The 20835-nt window shown below is 26.4% G+C and carries 20 protein-coding genes; 10 read left to right on the forward strand and 10 right to left on the reverse strand.

Features of this window, described 5'->3' with window-relative positions; translation table 11 throughout:
- Nucleotides 1-125 precede the first annotated feature (125 nt).
- Entirely contained in the window at nucleotides 126-1082 is a 957-nt protein-coding gene (locus M3Z80_RS04330) for an endonuclease/exonuclease/phosphatase family protein (RefSeq protein ID WP_293917906.1), read from the forward strand.
- An 18-nt stretch (nucleotides 1083-1100) separates the two neighbouring features.
- Here M3Z80_RS04330 and M3Z80_RS04335 read toward each other — a convergent pair whose 3' ends face one another.
- Complete coding sequence (locus M3Z80_RS04335) at nucleotides 1101-1466, reverse strand: hypothetical protein (RefSeq protein ID WP_293917908.1); 366 nt, start codon at nucleotides 1464-1466, stop codon at nucleotides 1101-1103.
- Between the two features lie 145 nt (nucleotides 1467-1611).
- Between M3Z80_RS04335 and M3Z80_RS04340 the strand changes: the two genes are divergently transcribed.
- Nucleotides 1612-2289, forward strand: a complete 678-nt coding sequence (locus M3Z80_RS04340; protein WP_293917910.1) for a hypothetical protein — start codon at nucleotides 1612-1614, stop codon at nucleotides 2287-2289.
- Nucleotides 2290-2980: 691 nt separating this feature from the next.
- On the opposite strand, the gene tig is transcribed toward M3Z80_RS04340, so the two are convergent.
- Nucleotides 2981-4336, reverse strand: a complete 1356-nt coding sequence (gene tig / locus M3Z80_RS04345; protein WP_293917912.1) for a trigger factor — start codon at nucleotides 4334-4336, stop codon at nucleotides 2981-2983.
- Nucleotides 4337-4728: 392 nt separating this feature from the next.
- Here tig and M3Z80_RS04350 point away from each other — a divergent pair, with 392 nt between their 5' ends.
- Nucleotides 4729-5490: a DUF3822 family protein gene (locus M3Z80_RS04350; RefSeq protein WP_293917914.1), complete on the forward strand. Its 762-nt coding sequence runs from the start codon at nucleotides 4729-4731 to the stop codon at nucleotides 5488-5490.
- The gene (locus M3Z80_RS04355) at nucleotides 5487-6044 is read left to right on the forward strand and encodes an RsmD family RNA methyltransferase (RefSeq protein WP_293917915.1); all 558 of its coding nucleotides are present in this window, start codon (nucleotides 5487-5489) and stop codon (nucleotides 6042-6044) included. The genes M3Z80_RS04350 and M3Z80_RS04355 overlap by 4 nt, the downstream gene beginning before the upstream one ends.
- A gap of 242 nt (nucleotides 6045-6286) precedes the next feature.
- Here M3Z80_RS04355 and M3Z80_RS04360 read toward each other — a convergent pair whose 3' ends face one another.
- The gene (locus M3Z80_RS04360) at nucleotides 6287-6757 is read right to left on the reverse strand and encodes an AraC family transcriptional regulator (protein ID WP_293917917.1); all 471 of its coding nucleotides are present in this window, start codon (nucleotides 6755-6757) and stop codon (nucleotides 6287-6289) included.
- Between the two features lie 336 nt (nucleotides 6758-7093).
- On the reverse strand, nucleotides 7094-7873 hold the full coding sequence (locus tag M3Z80_RS04365) for a nitrilase-related carbon-nitrogen hydrolase (protein ID WP_293917919.1): 780 nt from the start codon (nucleotides 7871-7873) through the stop codon (nucleotides 7094-7096).
- A 414-nt stretch (nucleotides 7874-8287) separates the two neighbouring features.
- On the opposite strand from M3Z80_RS04365, the gene ahcY reads away from it, so the two are divergent.
- Nucleotides 8288-9601, forward strand: a complete 1314-nt coding sequence (gene ahcY, locus M3Z80_RS04370; protein ID WP_293917921.1) for an adenosylhomocysteinase — start codon at nucleotides 8288-8290, stop codon at nucleotides 9599-9601.
- A 198-nt stretch (nucleotides 9602-9799) separates the two neighbouring features.
- On the opposite strand, the gene M3Z80_RS04375 is transcribed toward ahcY, so the two are convergent.
- Nucleotides 9800-9940 (reverse strand): hypothetical protein, encoded by a 141-nt coding sequence (locus M3Z80_RS04375; RefSeq protein WP_293917923.1) that lies wholly within the window; start codon nucleotides 9938-9940, stop codon nucleotides 9800-9802.
- A 456-nt stretch (nucleotides 9941-10396) separates the two neighbouring features.
- Between M3Z80_RS04375 and M3Z80_RS04380 the strand changes: the two genes are divergently transcribed.
- Nucleotides 10397-11611 carry an acetate/propionate family kinase gene (locus M3Z80_RS04380; protein WP_293917925.1) on the forward strand — a complete coding sequence of 405 codons (1215 nt, stop codon included), beginning with the start codon at nucleotides 10397-10399 and terminating at the stop codon, nucleotides 11609-11611.
- 62 nt (nucleotides 11612-11673) lie between these two features.
- Here the strand turns inward: M3Z80_RS04380 and M3Z80_RS04385 are convergent, their stop codons facing one another.
- From M3Z80_RS04385 to M3Z80_RS04395, 4 genes are all read right to left on the reverse strand, one after another.
- The gene (locus M3Z80_RS04385; protein WP_293917927.1) at nucleotides 11674-11916 is read right to left on the reverse strand and encodes a hypothetical protein; all 243 of its coding nucleotides are present in this window, start codon (nucleotides 11914-11916) and stop codon (nucleotides 11674-11676) included.
- A gap of 524 nt (nucleotides 11917-12440) precedes the next feature.
- Nucleotides 12441-12725, reverse strand: a complete 285-nt coding sequence (locus tag M3Z80_RS09795) for a hypothetical protein (protein ID WP_366519853.1) — start codon at nucleotides 12723-12725, stop codon at nucleotides 12441-12443.
- Between the two features lie 3 nt (nucleotides 12726-12728).
- A complete protein-coding gene (locus tag M3Z80_RS09800) occupies nucleotides 12729-12854 on the reverse strand; it encodes a hypothetical protein (protein WP_366519854.1) in 126 nt (41 codons plus the stop codon).
- Between the two features lie 231 nt (nucleotides 12855-13085).
- The gene (locus M3Z80_RS04395; protein ID WP_293917929.1) at nucleotides 13086-14384 is read right to left on the reverse strand and encodes an aminopeptidase P family protein; all 1299 of its coding nucleotides are present in this window, start codon (nucleotides 14382-14384) and stop codon (nucleotides 13086-13088) included.
- A 293-nt stretch (nucleotides 14385-14677) separates the two neighbouring features.
- Here M3Z80_RS04395 and M3Z80_RS04400 point away from each other — a divergent pair, with 293 nt between their 5' ends.
- The 3 genes from M3Z80_RS04400 to M3Z80_RS04410 all read left to right on the forward strand — a co-directional run bounded on the left by M3Z80_RS04400 (nucleotide 14678) and on the right by M3Z80_RS04410 (nucleotide 19246).
- The gene (locus M3Z80_RS04400; protein ID WP_293917931.1) at nucleotides 14678-16138 is read left to right on the forward strand and encodes an aminoacyl-histidine dipeptidase; all 1461 of its coding nucleotides are present in this window, start codon (nucleotides 14678-14680) and stop codon (nucleotides 16136-16138) included.
- Nucleotides 16139-16384: 246 nt separating this feature from the next.
- Nucleotides 16385-17671 carry an adenylosuccinate synthase gene (locus M3Z80_RS04405; protein WP_293917933.1) on the forward strand — a complete coding sequence of 429 codons (1287 nt, stop codon included), beginning with the start codon at nucleotides 16385-16387 and terminating at the stop codon, nucleotides 17669-17671.
- A gap of 798 nt (nucleotides 17672-18469) precedes the next feature.
- Nucleotides 18470-19246 (forward strand): hypothetical protein, encoded by a 777-nt coding sequence (locus M3Z80_RS04410; RefSeq protein ID WP_293917935.1) that lies wholly within the window; start codon nucleotides 18470-18472, stop codon nucleotides 19244-19246.
- A gap of 56 nt (nucleotides 19247-19302) precedes the next feature.
- Here the strand turns inward: M3Z80_RS04410 and M3Z80_RS04415 are convergent, their stop codons facing one another.
- Entirely contained in the window at nucleotides 19303-19848 is a 546-nt protein-coding gene (locus M3Z80_RS04415; RefSeq protein WP_293917937.1) for an azurin, read from the reverse strand.
- Nucleotides 19849-20172: 324 nt separating this feature from the next.
- Between M3Z80_RS04415 and M3Z80_RS04420 the strand changes: the two genes are divergently transcribed.
- Nucleotides 20173-20835: fructosamine kinase family protein (locus tag M3Z80_RS04420; RefSeq protein WP_293917939.1), on the forward strand; the 663-nt coding region annotated here is incomplete at its 3' end.

The raw sequence follows: 20835 nt of genomic DNA on the forward strand, positions 1-20835 counted from the left end.
ATTTAAATAATAAAAACTTAGGTATAAATGTTGTAATTTATTTGGGCTTAAAAAAATAATAACTGATTATAAAATTTCACTCTTTTACTTATAATTTTAATAATTTAGTTTTATAAATAATATATATGCATCACACTATTGCATTTTATAATGTAGAAAATCTGTATCAATCGCGAAATAATAGAAATTCATCTATACTTAAATTACCATTTCAGGGAGATAGAACTTGGAGCTTTTCAAGATATAAAAATAAATTAGCAAAGATTGCAAAAGTTATTAGTAATATAGGAAAAGAAGAAACTCAGAAACTACCAACATTTTTTGGATTATGTGAGATTGAAAATAAAAACGTTATAGATGATTTGCTTGAAGAATTTTCATTTAAAGCAAATTATGGATATATACATAAAGATTCATTAGATGAAAGAGGAATTGATACTGCTTTTTTTTATGATAAGGAATTTTTTACGGTTCATGACTCAGAATTTATTCGTATTCCAATTTTTAATAGTGATGGAAGCAGAGATTTTACTAGAGATATTACTTATGCGAAAGGTGATCTTGAAAGCAATCCAATTCATTTTTTTGTTTTGCATTTACCATCTCAAAGAGAGAATAATATAAATTTATCAAAGAGAATTTACATACTACATGCATTAAGAAAAAAGATAAATGAAGTTTTTGACAAAGATGAGAAAGCTAATATAGTGATTTTGGGAGATTTTAATGAGAATCCTGTCACTAACTATTTGTATCAAGAGCTTTGGTGTAAAAAAACAATCCAAGAATTAAAAACACGAGAACTATATAATCCTTTTGAAGAATTATATAGAAATAATCAATACAGTACTTTCCATGAAGGAAAAGGAATGCTATTTGATCAAATTATTTTTTCTAAAACTTTTTATGATGAAAATAATTCATTGCGATTTAATCAATCCAAAATATTCAATATTCCAGTTCTACAAAATAAAGATAGGGGAAAATTAGGCACTCCTTGGCGAACCTATTCAGGAAGTCGATATTTGGGAGGATATAGCGATCATTTTCCCGTTTATGCAATTATTGAAGCCATACAATAAAGTCGCAATATTATTTATTTAAGAACCCTCAATTTTAAAATATTTTTTCTTTAGCATATATATAATATCTTTCTGAGTGGTAAATATTTCATCTATAAAAGTATCAGAATTTTTAATTAGTGGTATATTTTTGGGGATAACATTATCCTCTGTAGATAAAAGCATAGAACCATTTCCGGTTAATAGCCAAGTAGGATTTAATTCGGGAAAAGTATGTAATATTTTTTCAATAGTGTCGGTATGTAAGCCAGATTTATTTCTTCTTGCTCTTCCAATTAATCCGACTGATAAGTTAGCTAATTTAGTTAGCTTATTATCATTAAGGTTTTTATAATCCATAAAATCTATTAATCTATCAATAGTGGTTTTATGCTTATTTTCCATAATAATTAAATTATAATGATGAATATATAAAAAAATATGTATGATTATTAATAGTACAAAATTAAAAAAAAAGTTTTATATTGATAATTTTCAAGATTAAATATTTATATTTACAAACTAATTATTTATCTAACTGCTTTAGAATATGATACAAAAAGAATTTTTAGAGAATATTATTGAAATATTTAAACAGAACGATAAATTTGAATATATTGACTTTAAAGTTGATATAAATCAAAATTCGATAAAACTTCTATATTTAATAGAACCCAAATATTTTATAATATTTAAAGATGAAAATCATTTTATCGAGAAAAATAATAATGAAAAATTTAATATATCTGGAGAATCTGTACCTGGTAAATTTTCAATGTATGAAAATTTTATTTTAGATAATATAAATGATGTATATTCTAAAATAGAGCAATGGCTTGACATAATATGGAATGAGATATCTTTAGCTTCTCCCTTGGGACTATTAGTAGATGAACAGGAGCAGATTGATAAATTCTGTGAAAAGTTTGATGAATATGATGATTATTTCAATACTGAAGAAATTATAAAAGTTAAGCAAAAATTAAAGCTACTAAGAATAAAACTTGAGGAAGAAATTATTTCAATTGTAGATGATGATAAACTTAGTAAAATAGAAATTCAAAAAATGCATAAAAGCTTTGATACGCTTGAGCAAATATTACCATCTTTAAAAAAGAAAGGATGGGTAAGGAGTCTTACAGGAAGAGTTTTCCATAATATGAAAAGATTACTCAATCTTAGGCAGAAATTGATATTGGATTCATTTAATAAAAATAAAGAGGAGTGAACTTTTATAATTTGGCTATATTTCTTGATAATATATAAAAAAAAATCTATTATTTACAGTTTTTAGATATGTATTTAAAGTTAAAATTTGTCAATATAATTTTATAAAAAATTTAACATTTGTCAATATATATCTCATATTGATTTGTATCATATTTAATATCAGGTAAATATTTTTTTTGTAAACAGTTTGGAATATTGTTTTTTATCTATGATTATAGAAATAAATAATATCGTTTTTGGTTGTTAGAAAAAAATCTATAAATTTGCATTCAAATAAATGAGGCTAATTAAAATAAAGGATCTAAAAACGAAAATAAATATTGAAAATAAAACTCAAAAAAATATTAATTATTAATTTAATAAGAAAGCTTAAAATTCATTAACATTAAAAACTACTTTAAAAAGAATAATAATTATTAATTAACACTAAGGCTTAAAAACACACACACTTTAACACTAAAAGCTTAGAAGAATTATTAATTAATGTACTAGTAACTCAATTTCTTAATTGAAAGATCATAATTGATTGAGTATTTATTAGAAAAAGTCATCTTTTGCACTAAAGATGACTTTTTGCTTTGCAATATACATATAAATATTTTAATAGAGATTATATTTTATATAAAAAAAACAGACTATTTTTTAATAGCCTGTTTTTTAATATTTTATTGATAAAAATAAATAATTTATTATTTATCCTTTTTTTCTTCAGATTCTTTTTTTAATATTTCATCAAATTTTTCTAATGTTAAAGTCTTTTCTTTTTTCTGAATTTTAGTATCGAAAATTTTAAATAATTCTTGTTGTAATAAGTTTCCGGATGACTGGCGTACATGTTCTTCATTCTTCATAGCATTGGCAACGTATTTGTCTAATTCAGTGTCAGGAATATCTACGTAACCATACATTGCAAATTGTTGTTTCATTTGATTTTTTGTGAATTCTACTAAATCATTATATTGCACGCTCACATTATTATCAGATAAAATTTGGCCTTCAATTAATTGATAACGCAAAGCTTTAGCAGATTTTTCATATTCAGTAGTGGCTTCTTCATCACTAATCGGTTCTTTAGCTTTGCTTTTAATGAATTTTGTCAAAAATTCTGAAGGTAAATCAAACTTAATGTTATCCAGCAACCACTCTACAGAATCATTCATAAATTTAGTATCTGATTCTTTCTTATAGTAGTTTTCGATTTCTTCTTTAATTTTTGACCGTAACTCTTCTTCACTAGTTACTTTATCTTTACCATAAACTTTATCGAAAATATCTTGATTTAATTCGGCCTTAGTTTTTATAGATGTTTTTTCAATGGTTATTTTTAATTCAGCATTAAATTGGTGAGCTTCTTCATGTGATAATCCTAAGAAATGTTGAAGTTGATGAACATCATTAAATAAATCTTGAGCATTTATTTTTACGATATCACCAATTTTTTTACCTAAAAAATCTTCTTTATTTTTTAAATCGTCAACTAAAAAAGTAAAAGTAGTATTTTTTCCTCCTTCAACAATATTCCCTTCCATATCAATTTCATTAACTTCTCCAACAAAATTACCACCTTCTTCTATTTGATCCGCATCTTTAATCTCGCCGAATTGGGTTTGAATTCTGGCTACTGTATCATCAATCTCTTTGTTTGTAGCCTCAATTTTATAATAAGGTATTTTAGCTTTTGAAAGATCAACTTTAAATTCAGGTGCTAAGCCTAATTCAAATTCAAAAGTCATTTCTTTTGCATTTGCATCAAAATCATTATTCGTTTTAGGTAAAGGTTGCCCTAATATAGATAATTTATTTTCTGAAATGAAGTTACTTAAAGCATCATTTAAAACTTTGTTGATTTCTTCAAAAGTTACTGCACCTTCATATTGTTTTTTTACAATACTCATAGGTGCTTTTCCTTTTCTGAAGCCAGGCATATTAAGCTTTTTACGATAATCATTAAGTGACTTTTCAACATTTGGTTTATAGTCTTCTGGCTTAATGGTGATTTTAACAATAGTATTTAAATCATCTATTTTGTTTTGTGTAACGTTCATTTATATTCTAATTTATAAGCCGGCAAATTTACAAAAAGTATTTAAAAAAAGGAAATTTTTAACACTAAGGATAAAATCAAAAATACTTTTAAATAACAATAAATCTGTGAATTATCAAATTAAAAACCTCATTTTGCAAAGCAAAATAAAATTACTTATATATAAAAGCAATTGTATGGCTTTTTAAAGATAACCTCAATGAATAAATTATTGATTAACAAAATTAAATAATAGTTATAAAAATAGTTTTAAACTAAATTATATACAAAAATATAGAATATTAAATAGATACTATTCAATATATTAAATAGTTAGAAAGAAATATTGGTTCATATTTAAAATTGTGTATGATAATGATATGATTTATATTTGTCTTTTATAATAATCAAGCTTTGAAAAAAAGTAAAGGATTACATATCATTAATTATGCTTTATCTACCACAATAAATTTTTTATTTGAAGATAATAAAGCTTCGTATATTGAAAATAATGAAAAAAAAATTATTCATTATGAAAGCTTACTAACACCAGCAGATAAGGAAATAATTACTAATAAGCTTAAAAAAAATAGTTTTTTTAATAAAGAATGTAATTTTTTAGATATAACTATTTTAAATGATAAGTTTACACTTATCCCGGCTGAATTTTTTGATGAAAAAACTGCTGAAAAGTTTTTAAATCTTAATGTACCTCAATTTGAAAACATGGGATTACGTTTTAATTTAATTCCCAATTTTAATTTAGTGTTGGTTTTTTATTACCCGGAAATAATTGAAGAAATTTTTACAGGATATTCTGATAAAATCAGAATATCTCATACGGGATTTAAATTTTTATCTAAAATAAAAAATGACCAGCATAAAAATGGTTTTTTTTTATATATTTATGATAATTATTTTGAGATATCAGTAGTAGAAGAAGAGAAATTAATTTTATATAATATATATCCCTATAAAATTGAAGAAGATATCGAATATTTTTTGAAAGTAATTTCAAAAACTTTATTCAAAGAACTATCCACATATCATTTATATTATTATAATAAACCTCATAGGTTAAAAGCAATAAAAAATATTGATAAACTTTTCCAAAAAGTTATTCCTGGTGAAGAAAATGAGTTTGAGAGAGAAAATTATACAATTTTAGATATATGATACGAATAATAGCAGGAAAATATAAAGGAAAAAAAATAACTGCACCTAAAAATTTTGAGGTTAGGCCCACTACTGATTTTGCCAAGGAAGCATTATTTAGTATTATTACTAACCGGTATAATATATCGGAAATATCGGTATTAGATTTATTTGCCGGAATTGGATCTATAGATTATGAATTTGCTTCGCGTGGTTGTAAAGATATTACTTCAGTTGAATTAAATGGAAAACACGTTAAATTTATTCAAGATATAAATAAACTACTAGGAATAAACGAGATACATATTATCAAACAAAATGTTTTCAATTTCATTGAAAAAGAAAGTTATAAAAGTTATGATATAATTTTTGCAGATCCACCTTTCGATATGGAGGATAAAGAATATGAAAATTTAATTCATTGTGTTTTAAATCATAATTTTTTATCAAAAAACGGAGAGTTTATTTTAGAGCATAATACAAGAAAAGATTTATCCGAACATCCTAATTTTCTAGAAACAAGAAAATATGGAAATGTACGTTTTTCTTTTTTTGGTTTAAATTCAGAAAAATAATTAGGTTTATATAAATTAGTTATCCTTTTTCGTCTTATCAATCTATTTTCAAACTAAAAGGTTTAGACATTGTTTAAATTTATTTTAAAAAGCTTTATTTTATATAAAATAACTTTGAGGATAAAGAATAAATTGAATTTATATAACCCGGAAGTTAACTACATAAAAAATAAATAGGTATTTAGTTGTATATAGGTAAACTTCCGGATTATTCATTTCTTAATTAAATTATTTTATATACCTTACTTAATTGGTATGACTAAATCTACAATGAATTTTTTTTCTGGATGTGTTTTATTATCATTATAATAAACTTCAAAAGATTCTTGAGTTCCGAATTCATAATTATTATCACGGATCCAATCCACAACTTTATTCCAGGATTGTTGAAATAAATCTTCAGTAATTTCAAAATGACCTACAGCATATTTCCCTTTTTGGATGAAAAGTGTTTTGATATATCCTTGTAGATCATAATTATTATCAATTGGAGTGCAAACGCTCCATCTTACTTCCGAGGGGGCAGTCATTTGGACATTATCATGATAAATTGTAATCAGTTTGAAGTTAGGTGATTGAGTGAGGTTATTTTCTTTAGCCCAATTAAGTAGTTTTTCATAATATGAATCACAATTTCCTAATTCACCTTTACAAGTAATACCCGCAAGTTTAATTTCCTCTAATTCCTTTACTGTAATTAATTCTTTAGTCATAGTATTATATTTATTGATTTAATTTTACAAATGTATTTTTCGGTTACGTAAACTTATAATATCAATCTTGCTAATTTCATATTTCAATTTTAAGATACTATCTTTCAACTTTATTTGATTTTAAAAATTGTAAAAAAAAGGTGTGTTTTTACTGTTTATGATTTAAAGATTTAACACAATATGTTTATTTTTATTTTAATTATATTAAAACAATATTTAAATAAATGTTAAGATAAAAAGTATAAGTGTAAGAGACAAGATATATAATCTAATCATTTATCTTATAAATAGAAAGTTAATCTTATCACTATATTATAGTTAAAATAACAAATGGTTTTATAAAAACTGGAAATGGTCTTGATCTTCAAGAAAATGATAAATGTTTCTGCATCTTTTTATTTCTTCTTGAGAAATTATCTGTTTGTAGATAAAATTATTAACTTTATTGCCTTTCAAGAGTTTTCCCTCGGGTGTGAAAATTGAGGAATGTCCTAGATAGGAAAGTCCATTTCCATCAGTGCCTAATCTATTTACTCCACAAACATAACATAAATTTTCAATTGAACGTGCTTTTAGTAAGGCATCCCAAGCTTCAATTCGTTTTTTAGGCCAATTGGCTACATTTAATAGCAAATCGTAATTTTCTGTATTTCGGTTCCAAACAGGGAAACGTAAATCATAACAAATCATTGGACAAATTTTCCATCCTAGATATATAAATGTAACCTTACTATTCCCTGGTTTGTAAAAAATATTTTCTCCGCTAAAAGAAAATAAATGACGCTTATCATAAGTAGCTACAATTTTTCCATCAGCTACGAATATGAAACGGTTGTAATGTTCATCATATTCGCTAATAGCTACGCTTCCACAAATAGCAACATGATTTTCCAAAGAAATATCAATCATCCACTGGACCGTTTTTCCATCCATTTTTTCAGCAATTTTAGAAACATTATTACTAAATCCAGTATTAAACATTTCAGGTAAAATAATAATATCAGAGTAATTTATATCTTTTATTATTTCAGATAGATATGTAAGGTTTTCGCGATTATTTTCCCATATAGGAGAATATTCAATTAAATGGAGAATTATTTCGTTTTTAAAATTCATAATAAAGAAATATTATAAAAAAATAATTAAGATAAAAATATTAAAATTATCCAAATACTATTTTGTTTTATGTAATGAATAATGAGAAAATTGTTAAACTAATTATATAGTTGTATGTTTAAAAAGGTACATATTTTATTATAAATAAATCAATTATTCATTTAATAATAGTCTATTACCTGATTTAATAATGATATATTAGCAATATACTAATATTAATAATTAATAAGCAGAGTAATTAATTTATGATATATCAATATGTTAAACTACTATAGATAATATTTCTTAAAAATAAAAATAAAGTTGATATTTTATTTTTTTATAGTAATTATTTTAATTTTAATTAAACATTAAAGATAAATATATGTTGTAGGTTGTGATATAAATTAATAACTTTGAATAAATTTTATTAGTATGAGCACAAAAATAGATTATATCCCATACAAAGTTAAGGATATCTCACTGGCAAAGTGGGGCCGAATGGAAATAGAATTAGCTGAAGCTGAAATGCCTGGGTTAATGGCCCTTCGCAAAGAATATAAGGAGGAGCAGCCATTAAAAGGAGCAAGAATAGCAGGATGTCTCCATATGACTATTCAAACCGCTGTGCTAATTGAAACTTTACAGGCATTAGGAGCTGAAGTTTCATGGAGCTCATGTAATATTTTTTCAACACAAGATCATGCTGCTGCTGCTATTGCGGCAAAAGGTACATCGGTCTATGCTTGGAAAGGAATGAATGAAGAAGAATTTAATTGGTGCATAGAGCAAACCTTATTCTTCGGAGAAGAAAAAAAACCTTTAAATATGATTTTAGATGATGGAGGAGATTTAACTAATATGGTATTAGATAAATATCCGGAATTAGTTTCGGGAATTAAAGGATTATCAGAAGAAACAACAACGGGTGTACATAGATTACATGAAAGAGTGAAAAACGGCACATTAGTATTACCGGCTATCAATGTAAATGATTCTGTTACCAAATCTAAATTCGATAATAAATATGGATGTAAAGAGTCAGCAGTTGATGCCGTGCGTAGAGCTACCGATTTAATGATTGCAGGAAAAGTAGTAGTGGTAGCTGGTTATGGAGATGTAGGGAAAGGTTCTGCTGCTTCATTTAGAGGAGCCGGAGCCAGAGTAATTGTAACTGAAATAGATCCGATATGCGCATTACAAGCTGCTATGGATGGATATGAAGTTAAAAAGATGGATAATGCCATTACGAAAGCAGACATTATTATAACTTGTACGGGGAATTGCGATATAATACAAGGAAAGCATTTTGAAATGATGAAAGATAAAACCGTAGTTTGTAATATTGGTCATTTTGACAATGAAATTGATATGGCCTGGTTAAATGCAAACTATGCTTCTACCAAAATAACTATTAAACCGCAGGTAGATAAGTACACAATTAACGGTAAAGATATAATAATTCTTGCAGAAGGTCGTTTAGTAAATCTAGGCTGTGCAACCGGACATCCAAGTTTTGTTATGAGTAATTCATTTTGTAATCAAACTTTAGCTCAGATAGAATTATGGCATAACTCTCATAACTATGAAAATAAAGTGTATACCTTGCCAAAGCATTTAGATGAAAAAGTTGCAAAATTACATTTAGCCAAAATAGGAGTAGAGCTTGATATATTATCTGAAAAACAAGCGAAATATATTGGCGTTTCAGTAGAAGGGCCCTTTAAGACGGATGAATATAGATATTAATAAATTCATTACTACACTAATTGGAATCCGGAAACTTTCCGGATTTTTTATTTAATCTTATTTAAAATTATTTTATATAGTTCGATATTTCCATGCATATATAAATTTTTTACCTTAGATTAAAATCTAGATCTCTTTTTGAAATAAATTTTTAAACTTCTAAGGCGATCTAATTAAATAAAAATGCTTACTTTCTTACTAATATATTATATCCATTGATTTATTAATAACCGGATATGATATGAAATATCCGATAATATCATCTCCAATAATTGCTACAAAGCTGGCTGTAACATTATTAAAATATCTATCAGATATGTAGCTAACTAATTCTTGCATTTTTAAACAATGATTTAAATAATGACATTCTAAACTTTTATCTTCGTTAGTTAGTTTTTCTCTGATATTTAATTGAGAATTATATAAAGGTTATTTCGGTAAGATATTGCTAACACCTTTTTTATTTTTATATTTCTTTGATCATAACATTTACAATCTTGAATATTAGATTTACGAATTTTAATTGTTAAATGCTCAATAAATTTAGATTGTTTTTTTCGGTAAAGTTTTAAAATGATTTATAAATTCCTTTAGGATAATTCTTAATTTTAGTTTGATCATTTAAAATTATATTAAACCTATAACTAATATAGATATAGAGATCTTGTTCATAGTAATTAACATTATTTTATTTTCAAATTCACAATTAAATTATTCTAATGGAACATAAATTTAATTTTTTCAAAATATTTAAAAGCCATACTTTTGCAGTAAAGTAAAAGTAAAAATTAAAGGATGTTAATATTAGTCATTAATGCTGGAAGTTCATCAATAAAATATCAATTACTTAATATGGATTCTGACTCCGTAATTGCTAAAGGATTGGTAGAAAGAATAGGTACTTCAGGAGGAAGTATAACTCATAAATATCTGAAAAACGGTGTTTCAGATAAAAAACAATTACATCAAGAATTTCCCACTCATGTAGAGGGAATGAAACTTATAGTAGAATTATTAACTGCCGATGATTTCGGAGTTATAAATGGCCCATCAGAAATTAAAGGAGTAGGGCATAGAATAGTACAAGGGGGAGGAAAGTTTAATGTTCCGGTCTTAATTACCGAAGAAGTTAAAAATGAAATTAAAGAAATGAGTGCTTTAGCACCTTTACATAATCCTGCCAATTTATTAGGAATTGAAGTGGCACAAAAATTTTTTCCTGATATACCACAAATAGCTGTGTTTGATACAGCTTTTCATCTTACAATGCCGCCAAAAGCCTTCAGATATGCAATTCCCAACCATTTCTACACAGATTACAAGATAAGATCTTACGGAGCTCATGGTACTAGTCATAAATATGTGAGAAGACAAGCGGTAGAACATTTAAATAATCAAGAAGCAAAAATTATAACCATTCATTTAGGTAATGGATCAAGCATAACTGCAATAAATGAAAAAGGTGAAAGTATTGATACTTCAATGGGTTTTACTCCACTGAATGGATTAGTTATGGGAACAAGAAGTGGAGATATTGATCCTTCTGTTTTATTTTATATGGTAAGAGAATGTGGTGTGAAATTTGAAGAGTTGGATGATCTTTTAAATAAAAAATCAGGAATGTTAGGACTTACTGGAAGAAGTGATGCAAGAGATGTAGATGAAATGTATAAAAACGGTGACTCTAATGCCATTTTATGTTTAGATTTATATTCCTATCGAGTAAAAAAATATATAGGTGCCTATATAGCCGCTTTAAATGGGGTTGATGCGATCGTCTTTACCGCAGGAATTGGTGAAAATGATACTCAGCTTAGATCAATGATCTGTAAAGATCTGGAATATTTAGGTATAAAATTAGATGAAACTAAGAATATTGAATTTAGCGGACCGGATAAGGTTGAAGAAATTCAAACTAATGATTCAAAAGTAAAAATAATGATTATTCCTACTAATGAAGAATTAGAAATAGCTAATGATACAGTGAAAATTTTAAATGAAATAAAATAATTTAAAATCTATTAGTTTTGAAAAAAAAGCTGCTATATAGCAGCTTTTTTTATAATATATTTTTATTTCTTATAAACTACCTCTACATTCATTTGTTGAGGAAGTGTTTTTGACTTAACATCTTCGGGTAAAACGTTTGCATTTATTTTACCTTTATTCTCGGCTATTCCATAAGTTAACCAGTAGGGAAGAATACATACTAAGAAAGTAAGACACCAAAACCCAATAAAAGCTATTAATAAAAATAGAATAAAACCTATAAACTTGATAAACGGCCAGGTATCAATATAAAGCAATGTTACCATATTACAAATATTATATATTGTTTTGCTCAAATGTAATAATAAATTGTATTCAAAACAAAAAATATCTTAATAATTTATAGCTTGATTATTAAAAAACATTGAATAAATAAATAATGATTACAAAACATAATAATTTTATTGATATTATAGAAATTATTCCTTGGTTTTAAGCAGTAAAAAATTTAGAGAAATAACAAAACAACATTATACTAATTTTCTTTTCTTATTTATGAAAATAATCATTTACTATTCATAAAATTAACATACTATACAAGCGCTTTTTTATGAAAAATGTATAATTTTAATTATATAAAATAGAAGAAGAACACAAATTTGACCATGCCTTTTTCTCATAAAATTATCGTAATTTCGTTTTATAAAAATGTTCAAGAGTGCTCTAGTGAAATTAGCTGGTCTTTTAGCTAAAGATTGCAAGCTTATAAAAAAAACTAGGAGTTAGGTATTGCAAATAATGCCACCATTCAGGCATATACAACATTTCTCCATGAGATAAATGAGCTTTATCAAGAAGTAATATAATGTAATCCCGGCCATTTGTCAAAATCAGGATTATCAAAATCTATATCTTCACGACAAATAGTGACATAAGGGATTTTATACATATATTTAGTTTCTTGTGGCTTAATTAATATACATTGCTTTTCCCCTCCGAAATGAAAATGTAAAATGTTTGCTAAGTTAATATCAAAATGCATAAATACACTAGATCCGACACCTCCAAAAAATAACATAGGCAAACTTTTAAATAAATGTAAGCCCAGATCAGGAAATTGAAAATCGTTTTGCATGGTCTAAACTTGCTTTAAAATGTTAAATAAAAATATTCTTAAATTCGTAGGACCTTTTTGAAGAATATCGATATAGTCCGCCATTTTCATTCTTGCATCGGGTTCGTTTACTTTCTTATCTGCACTCACAGGGTTGTTATTATATAATGGAACAATCTTATCTCCGGCGATCTTTTATATAATCAAAGTTCCTTATTTTATAGGCAGGCCAATCTTCAGTTAATTTTTCAATTACAACCGGTTTTTGAGGTTTGTAATAATAGTTGTAAAAATCATCTTTTGATATTTTTTAAATACGATCGATTTTTTCATAATTAAACATAGGTTTTAGGTTTTTTAGGTTTGATTTAAATTCAACTATTATGAATTCATAAGATCTTCCAATTCTTCAATTTCAATTGGAATATTTCTCATTAAATTATGAGGATTTCCACTTGGCTGTATAACTACATTATCTTCAATTCTAATTCCAAACCCTTCTTCAGGAATGTATATACCCGGTTCTACTGTAAATACCATATTCGGAACGAAAGAATCAGTTAAAATTCCATAATCATGAGTATCTAGACCCAAGTGATGTGAATTTCCATGCATAAAATATTTTTTGTAGGCAGGCCATTTCGGATCTTGGTTTTTTACATCTTCGGAAGTTATAAGCTTTAATTTCAACAACTCTTCGGTCATTATATTCCCGACTTCCTCATGATAACTATACCAGTTGTTTCCAGTAATTAAAAGTTTAGTTGATTCGTTTTTAACATTCAAAACCGCCTGATAAACCTCTTTTTGTCTTTCTGTAAACCTTCCGTTAACCGGTAATGTACGAGTCATGTCCGATGAATAATTGGCATATTCAGCTCCTACATCTAATAAAACAACATCTCCATCTTTACATTCTTTATTATTTAAGATATAATGTAAAACATTACTATTATTACCCGAGGCGATAATAGGAGTGTAGGCCCAACCTTTTGAACGGTTTTTAATAAATTCATAGATTAATTCAGCTTCAATTTCATATTCCCAAACGCCAGGCTTAATAAACGGTAGTATTCTTCTAAATCCTTTTTCCGTAATATCACAAGCATGTTGAATAGCGTTAATCTCTTCTGGTTCTTTTATAGATCGTAAATGTTGTAATATGGGGTTACTTCTTAAATAACAATGTCCTCGATATTTATTTTGCAATTTTTTTATAAAACGATCCTCTCTTGTTTCAACTACTTTTTCAGCTCGATAATGTTCATTAATATTAATGTATATATTATCCATTTGAACCACCACCATTTCCATAATTCTTTCAAAATCTTGAAGCCAGTATACATTTTTAATTCCGGATACTTCCGTTGCTTGTTCTTTTGAATATTTTTCTCCTTCCCAAATAGCAATATGTTCATTTGTTTCACGTATAAACAACATTTCTCTATGTTCCTCTAAGTAAGCATATGGACATATTACTAATATAGATTCTTCTTGATCTATTCCTGATAGATAAAATAAATCTCTTTGTTGTTGGAAAGGTAAAGTACTATCTGCACTTATGGGATAAATGTCATTGCTATTAAATATTGCAACTGAATTTGGAGCCATTCTTTGGACAAATTTTTTTCTATTTTTTATGAATAAATTTTTGTCTAAAGTGATATATCTGGTATTCATTTAATTATATATTTTATTTTTCAAAAATACTAATAATACTTAAACTCTTTACATATTTCATAGACTTAAATGATGTTTTTTATAAATAAAATTTTGTTATAATAGACTATAAATTTTGATAGTAATCAATTTGAAGTTTTGTAAAATAGTAACATTTATTAAACTTTTTTATGGTTAATTTTAAGAATCTAAGAGAACAAAAATCACATATCCATTAATTATTAGATTAAATTTTTGGTGTTTTTTTATAAAAAAAACGAAATTTGTTAATTAAAATTTATGCGTATTAAAATATGGATACCAACAATATCAGAAATTTAAAACCAGAAAGCATATGGAATCATTTTGCTGATTTAAATGCAATTCCAAGACCTTCAAAAAAAGAAGATAAAATTATAAAATTTATAAAAAATTTTGGAGCTTCATTAAAACTTGAAACTATTGAAGATAAATGCGGCAATGTTATTATAAAGAAATCGGCAACTCCAGGTTTTGAAAATAGAAAGAAGGTTGTTTTACAGTCTCACTTAGATATGGTATGCCAAAAAAACAATGACGTAGAATTTGATTTTGAAACTCAAGGGATTAAAATGACATATGAGGGTGATTGGGTTCATGCATTGGGAACGACTTTAGGAGCAGATAATGGAATTGGAGTAGCTGCTATTATGAGTGTGTTATCTTCAAATGAAATTGAACATCCGGCTATTGAGGCTTTGTTCACTATTGATGAAGAAACTGGAATGACCGGCGCTTTTGAATTAGGTGAAGGACTTTTAACTGGTGATATTTTATTAAATTTAGATACAGAAGAAGATGATGAAATAGATATAGGTTGTGCTGGAGGAATTGATGTGACTGCACGGGCAAAATATGAAGAAAAAGAAATCGATAAAAACTTTTTAACTTATGAAATAAAGCTTTCCGGTTTACATGGAGGTCATTCAGGTATGGAAATTCATAAAGGTTTGGGTAATTCCAATAAATTATTAAATAGATTTTTATATGATTTCTTAGATTTGGATATCCGTTTAGTTTCATTTGATGGGGGAGGATTAAGAAATGCTATTCCCCGAGAAGCTCATGCAGTTTTTTCAATCTCTCAAGATAAGAAAGACCAGCTTGAAAATCGATTTGAAATCCTCTATAGTAAGATAAAATTAGAATTTAATTCTATAGACTCTAATTTGACATGTAATCTTACCTCAATAGATAAAGCTACTATAGGACTGAGTAATGAGGATAGTAAAAAGTTTATCTCTAGTTTACAAGCAGCTCATAATGGAGTTTTGCGAATGAGCCCGGATATAGAAGGATTGGTTGAGGCTTCGAATAATATAGCTAGAGTTCAAGTAGAAAATGGAAAAGCAGAAATACAATGTCTAACACGATCTTCCGTGGAGAGTTCAAAAATATGGGTTGCTTCTTCAGTTAAAGCAGCATTCGAATTAGCTGGGATGAAAGTTGAACTATCCGGCTCATATCCCGGCTGGAAACCTAATCCTTCTTCAGAAATTTTATCTATAGCTGAAAAAATTTATGAAAAAGAACATGGTGAAAAACCATCAGTTCAAGCTTGTCATGCAGGATTGGAATGTGGCATTATAGGTGAAAAATACCCTAATTTAGATATGATTTCATTCGGACCTACTATAAAAGGAGCACATTCTCCTAAAGAAAAGGTTAGCATTTCATCCGTGCAGAAATTTTGGAATTATTTATTACTAATTTTAAAAGATATTCCAGTAAAATGAATTTAAAATAATATTAATAATTAAATAGATTGAAGTTTAAATATTTTCGGTATTATAATGAATTATTTCCATTATAGATCGTAAAATTTTAATCTATAAAAACAGTAAAAATAAAATTTTTATATTATTAATAAAAGCCAGTATTTTTTATAAAACATTATTTGTTTCTAATATTCAATTATTTTTGTAAAAAGAGTAAAATTTTTAATTATTTTTTTAAGTTAACTAAATAAAATTAAACTAAATATGTCAACATACGTGGTTGTCGGTCTACAATGGGGCGACGAAGGAAAAGGAAAAATTACGGACGTCTTAGCTGAAAAATCAGATTATGTCGTACGTTATCAAGGAGGAAATAATGCTGGACATACAGTATATGCCGGAGAAGATAAATTTGTTTTACATCTATTGCCATCAGGAGTACTTCAATGTAAAGGGAAATGTATTATAGGTAATGGAGTTGTAGTTAATCCTGAAGCATTTTTTAATGAAATTGAAGCTATCGAAAAAAGAGGATTAAGTACTGATCATGTATTCATAAGTAGTAGAGCACATATTATTATGCCTTATCATATATTACTAGATACTTATAGAGAAGAAATTGCAGGAAATTCACAGATTGGAACAACAAAAAGAGGTATAGGTCCCTGTTATGAAGATAAGGTAGCAAGAATAGGAATCAGAGCTATAGATTTGCTGAATCCAGAGGTTTTAAAAATAAAAATTAAAGAGAACCTTGCAGTCAAAAACGTTTTATTTGAAAAACTTTTTTCTAAAAAACCTCTTTTCTTTGAAGATATTTATGAAAAATATGTTGATTATGGTAAAAGACTTAAAAATCGAATTATAGATTCGGAATACGATATTAATCACGCAATAAAGGATCAAAAAAATGTTCTTTTTGAAGGAGCTCAAGCTCTCATGTTGGATATTGATTTCGGAACCTATCCGTATGTAACTTCTTCATCACCGACAACAGGAGGAACAACTGTTGGAGCCGGAGTTCCACCAACTAGTTTAAAAAATTTAATAGGTGTATCCAAAGCCTATTGTACGCGAGTAGGAAATGGGGCTTTTCCTACTGAATTGGAAAATAAAACTGGAGAACTTATTCGTAAAATAGGAAATGAATATGGCGCATCCACAGGACGTCCACGCCGTTGTGGATGGTTGGATTTGGTTGCTCTGCGATATTCTTGTATGATTAATGGTATTACCCATTTAGTTATAACAAAGTTGGATGTATTAAGCAATTTTGAAAAAATCAAAGTAGGTATAGCTTATCAAACTCCTGAGGGAAATAGTACTGAAGTTTTTCCTTCAACAATTGAAGAATTATCGACTTATGAAGTAATATATAAAGAATTGGAAGGTTGGAATGAAAACATTTCAGATGTTAAATCTTTCGAAAATCTACCCGATTCCGCTAAAAAGTATTTACAATTTATCGAAGAATCTTTAGGTGTTGATATTTATTTAGTATCTGTAGGCCCTGAAAGGTCTCAAAATATTATTAAATCGACATTGAATTAGTCATTAATACTTCCAATTTTAGAATATTTATCAATTATACTCTATTTAAATTGATAAGATATATGAATGAGAAAATTAATTAGAATTATTTAAATTAAAGAACTAAATAATAAAAATAAATGGGGAATTGTGTAATAGGAATATTTACTTTTTCCCTTTTTTATTTAATATAAATAGTTATAGGATATATTAAAATTGTATAAGAACAAAGTTATTTTTATAAATTAATATCTTATTATAATAAATATTTGAATTTATATGTGTTAATTTAATTGTTTTTGTGTGTTAAGTGTCTAATAATGACATATAAATAAAGTAATTTATATAAATAATATATTTATATTTAATTGTGTTATTCCCATTTTTTTATTTAAAAATAATAAAATTATAACAATTATTATTTAATTCAGTGTAAATACCTTAGGATTTATTATAAATTATTGTTTATATTGCAAATGATTTGCTCGAATAATTTTATAAATTATTATTTTTATTATTAACATATAAATTTTATTTTTAAAGTTTTGTAGTATGATTTTATGTATAAATTATAAAGTGACTACACCTACACATTTATCTAATTTATCAACATAATATGCAAAGTTTAAGTTTATAAATTTTTAAATAGCTAAAAATACCTAAAATTTAAAATTAATTCGATCATCTAATAATTATTTAGATAAAATAATATTGGAAATAAATTTTTTGATCTTTTCTTAGAATGAATTCCGATTATTACAATCATAGAATTTGATATTTTGTCTTATAAAAAACTAATTATTATATACATATACGCTTATGAAAGAAAGATATTTACTTATTGTTCTGTTGATGTTTAATGTTAATATTGCACAAGAAGCAGAAAATGCTAAGCCAGTTGATTCTCTATTTACAAACAGTTCCTTATATAATCATCGTACAGAAAACTCAAAACCTTCTTATAGTCTTGTTAAACTCGAAAAGCTAATAGCAAAATCGAGAATGAAAAACAATCTTGATGAGGTAGAGGAGACACCAAATGAAGAAATTTATTTATCAGAAAAAGATTTCAATAAACTCTCTGTAAAAGAAAAATTTACTTATACAATGGTTTATCCTGAAATTAAATCTTCAAATTTTATCCTTGATTCATTAAATTTTAATTTAGAAAATAAAATTTTTGGAATGTTGCCTCTAACTGCTAATTATCCAAAATGGAGTTTAAGACAACAAAAATTTTTAAAAGAGAATAGAAAAATTGTGCAGGAACTAATACAAGAAACATCTGTAAAGAATCAAAAAATGGGACTAAATTTAAAAAAAGCATTGATTGATATCAATGCCATTGAATCCATTCCATTTATTATAGATTTCTATAAATCCACTGATAAAAACGATAAAGATTTACTAACGGTATTAATGTTACTAGTAAAGAAAAGTAACTATTATCCTTTTGTTAGGTCAAATATTTATCGTAAACTTTATAATGATACAACATATTATCAGAAATCAAACATTGAATATTCGGAAGCAAATGAGGAATACATTTTAAAAACAGCCAAAAATTTTTATTTACAATCTCCTAAAATAAAATAACAATTTAACTATCATAAAAAAACAGGATTGAGTATCCTGTTTTTTTATTTCAAATATTATTCTACGATCAATTTACCTTTCATCGTTGCACTATGTGCAGGAAAGGTACATAAAAAATCGTAAGTACCTTTATCATCTATAGTAAAAGTAATAGTATCTTGTTCACCTCCTCCTAATAACTTTGTATGTGCTATTATGGAAGGATCGTTTTTAGGAATATAATTATCATTAACGTCGTTTGCTGCTCTGCTTGCAAATTCATTTAAATTTGTTCCGGGTTTTAAAATTACAATATTATGTCCCATATCTTTAATACTTGCCTTACCAACGTGCTTAAGAGTTAACGTTATGGGTTTTCCAGCTTTAGCCTTTAATTCATGTAAATTGAATTGCATAGCATCATTTCCTTCGATAATAAAAATATTTTCGGGTAAGTTTGCTATTTCCTCTTCTTTAGCCTTTTGAATATCTTCGGAACTCATGGAAGCCGCTGCTGCTAATGGGTCTGTTGTTTTAGAATTATTCTTATTATCAGAACACGAAATGAAATGATTTAATGACATTATAACTAAAGAAGAAAGGAATATTATCTTGTTTTTCATGTATTTATTTTTTATATGATTAAAAAAATTAGTGGTATTAGAATATTTAAATATAGTAAGAATAACCATTACCTAATTAAAAAATGATTTTTTTTTATTTAAAAAAAAAAATTGGTGTATATATTGCAGAATGTGATAGTATTACAAATACAAAATAAAATATACGTATAGAGAATTTTATTATTTATCTTAAAAATTTGTAAGAGATTCTTAAAAGATAATTTAACTAAAATAATATCGTAAGTATTTTTATGAAGTAAGAAAATTTAATTTATTATTTTAAACAATAATATAAAATAAATTAATTAATAAAAACACATAAAAATGGATTTGCAACATATGATAAAGCATCTTCCTGTAAAAATCAAAAAATATAGACCGATTTCAGGAGGAGATACGAATAAATCTTTTCTGTTAGAGAGTGACGAAGGTAATTTTTTTATGAAGACTAATAATGTCAAAGAATTTCCAGGAATGTTCAAAGATGAAGTTAAAGGGTTGAAAACCATTGCTGAAACTCATAAGTTGAAAACTCCTAAAATTATTAAAGTTGAAGAAAGCGCTAATGAGCAATATTTAATTCTGGAGTTGATTAAGAAAGGAGAGCCCACTAAGCAAATATGGGAAAACTTTGGAGAATCTCTTGCTTCTATGCATAAAATCCGCCAACCATATTTTGGGTTTGATAGTGATAACTATATTGGACGTTTACCACAAAAAAATACGCAAGCTTCAACTTGGGGAAAATTTTATGCTCAATATCATTTAGAACCCTTGATTAAAAAGCTTGTTGATATGAATGCTCTACATTCTGAAGAAGTACAGGCTGCGGAAAATTTTTATAAAAAAATAGATGATATTTTTCCTCATGAAATACCCTCTTTAGTTCATGGTGACTTATGGGGAGGAAATTTTTTAATTTCCGACAGGGGGGAACCCGTAGTAATAGATCCTGCTGTTTATTACGGACATAGAGAGATGGATTTA

Source organism: Apibacter sp. (genome assembly GCF_025291155.1).
Taxonomy (GTDB): Bacteria; Bacteroidota; Bacteroidia; order Flavobacteriales; family Weeksellaceae; genus Apibacter.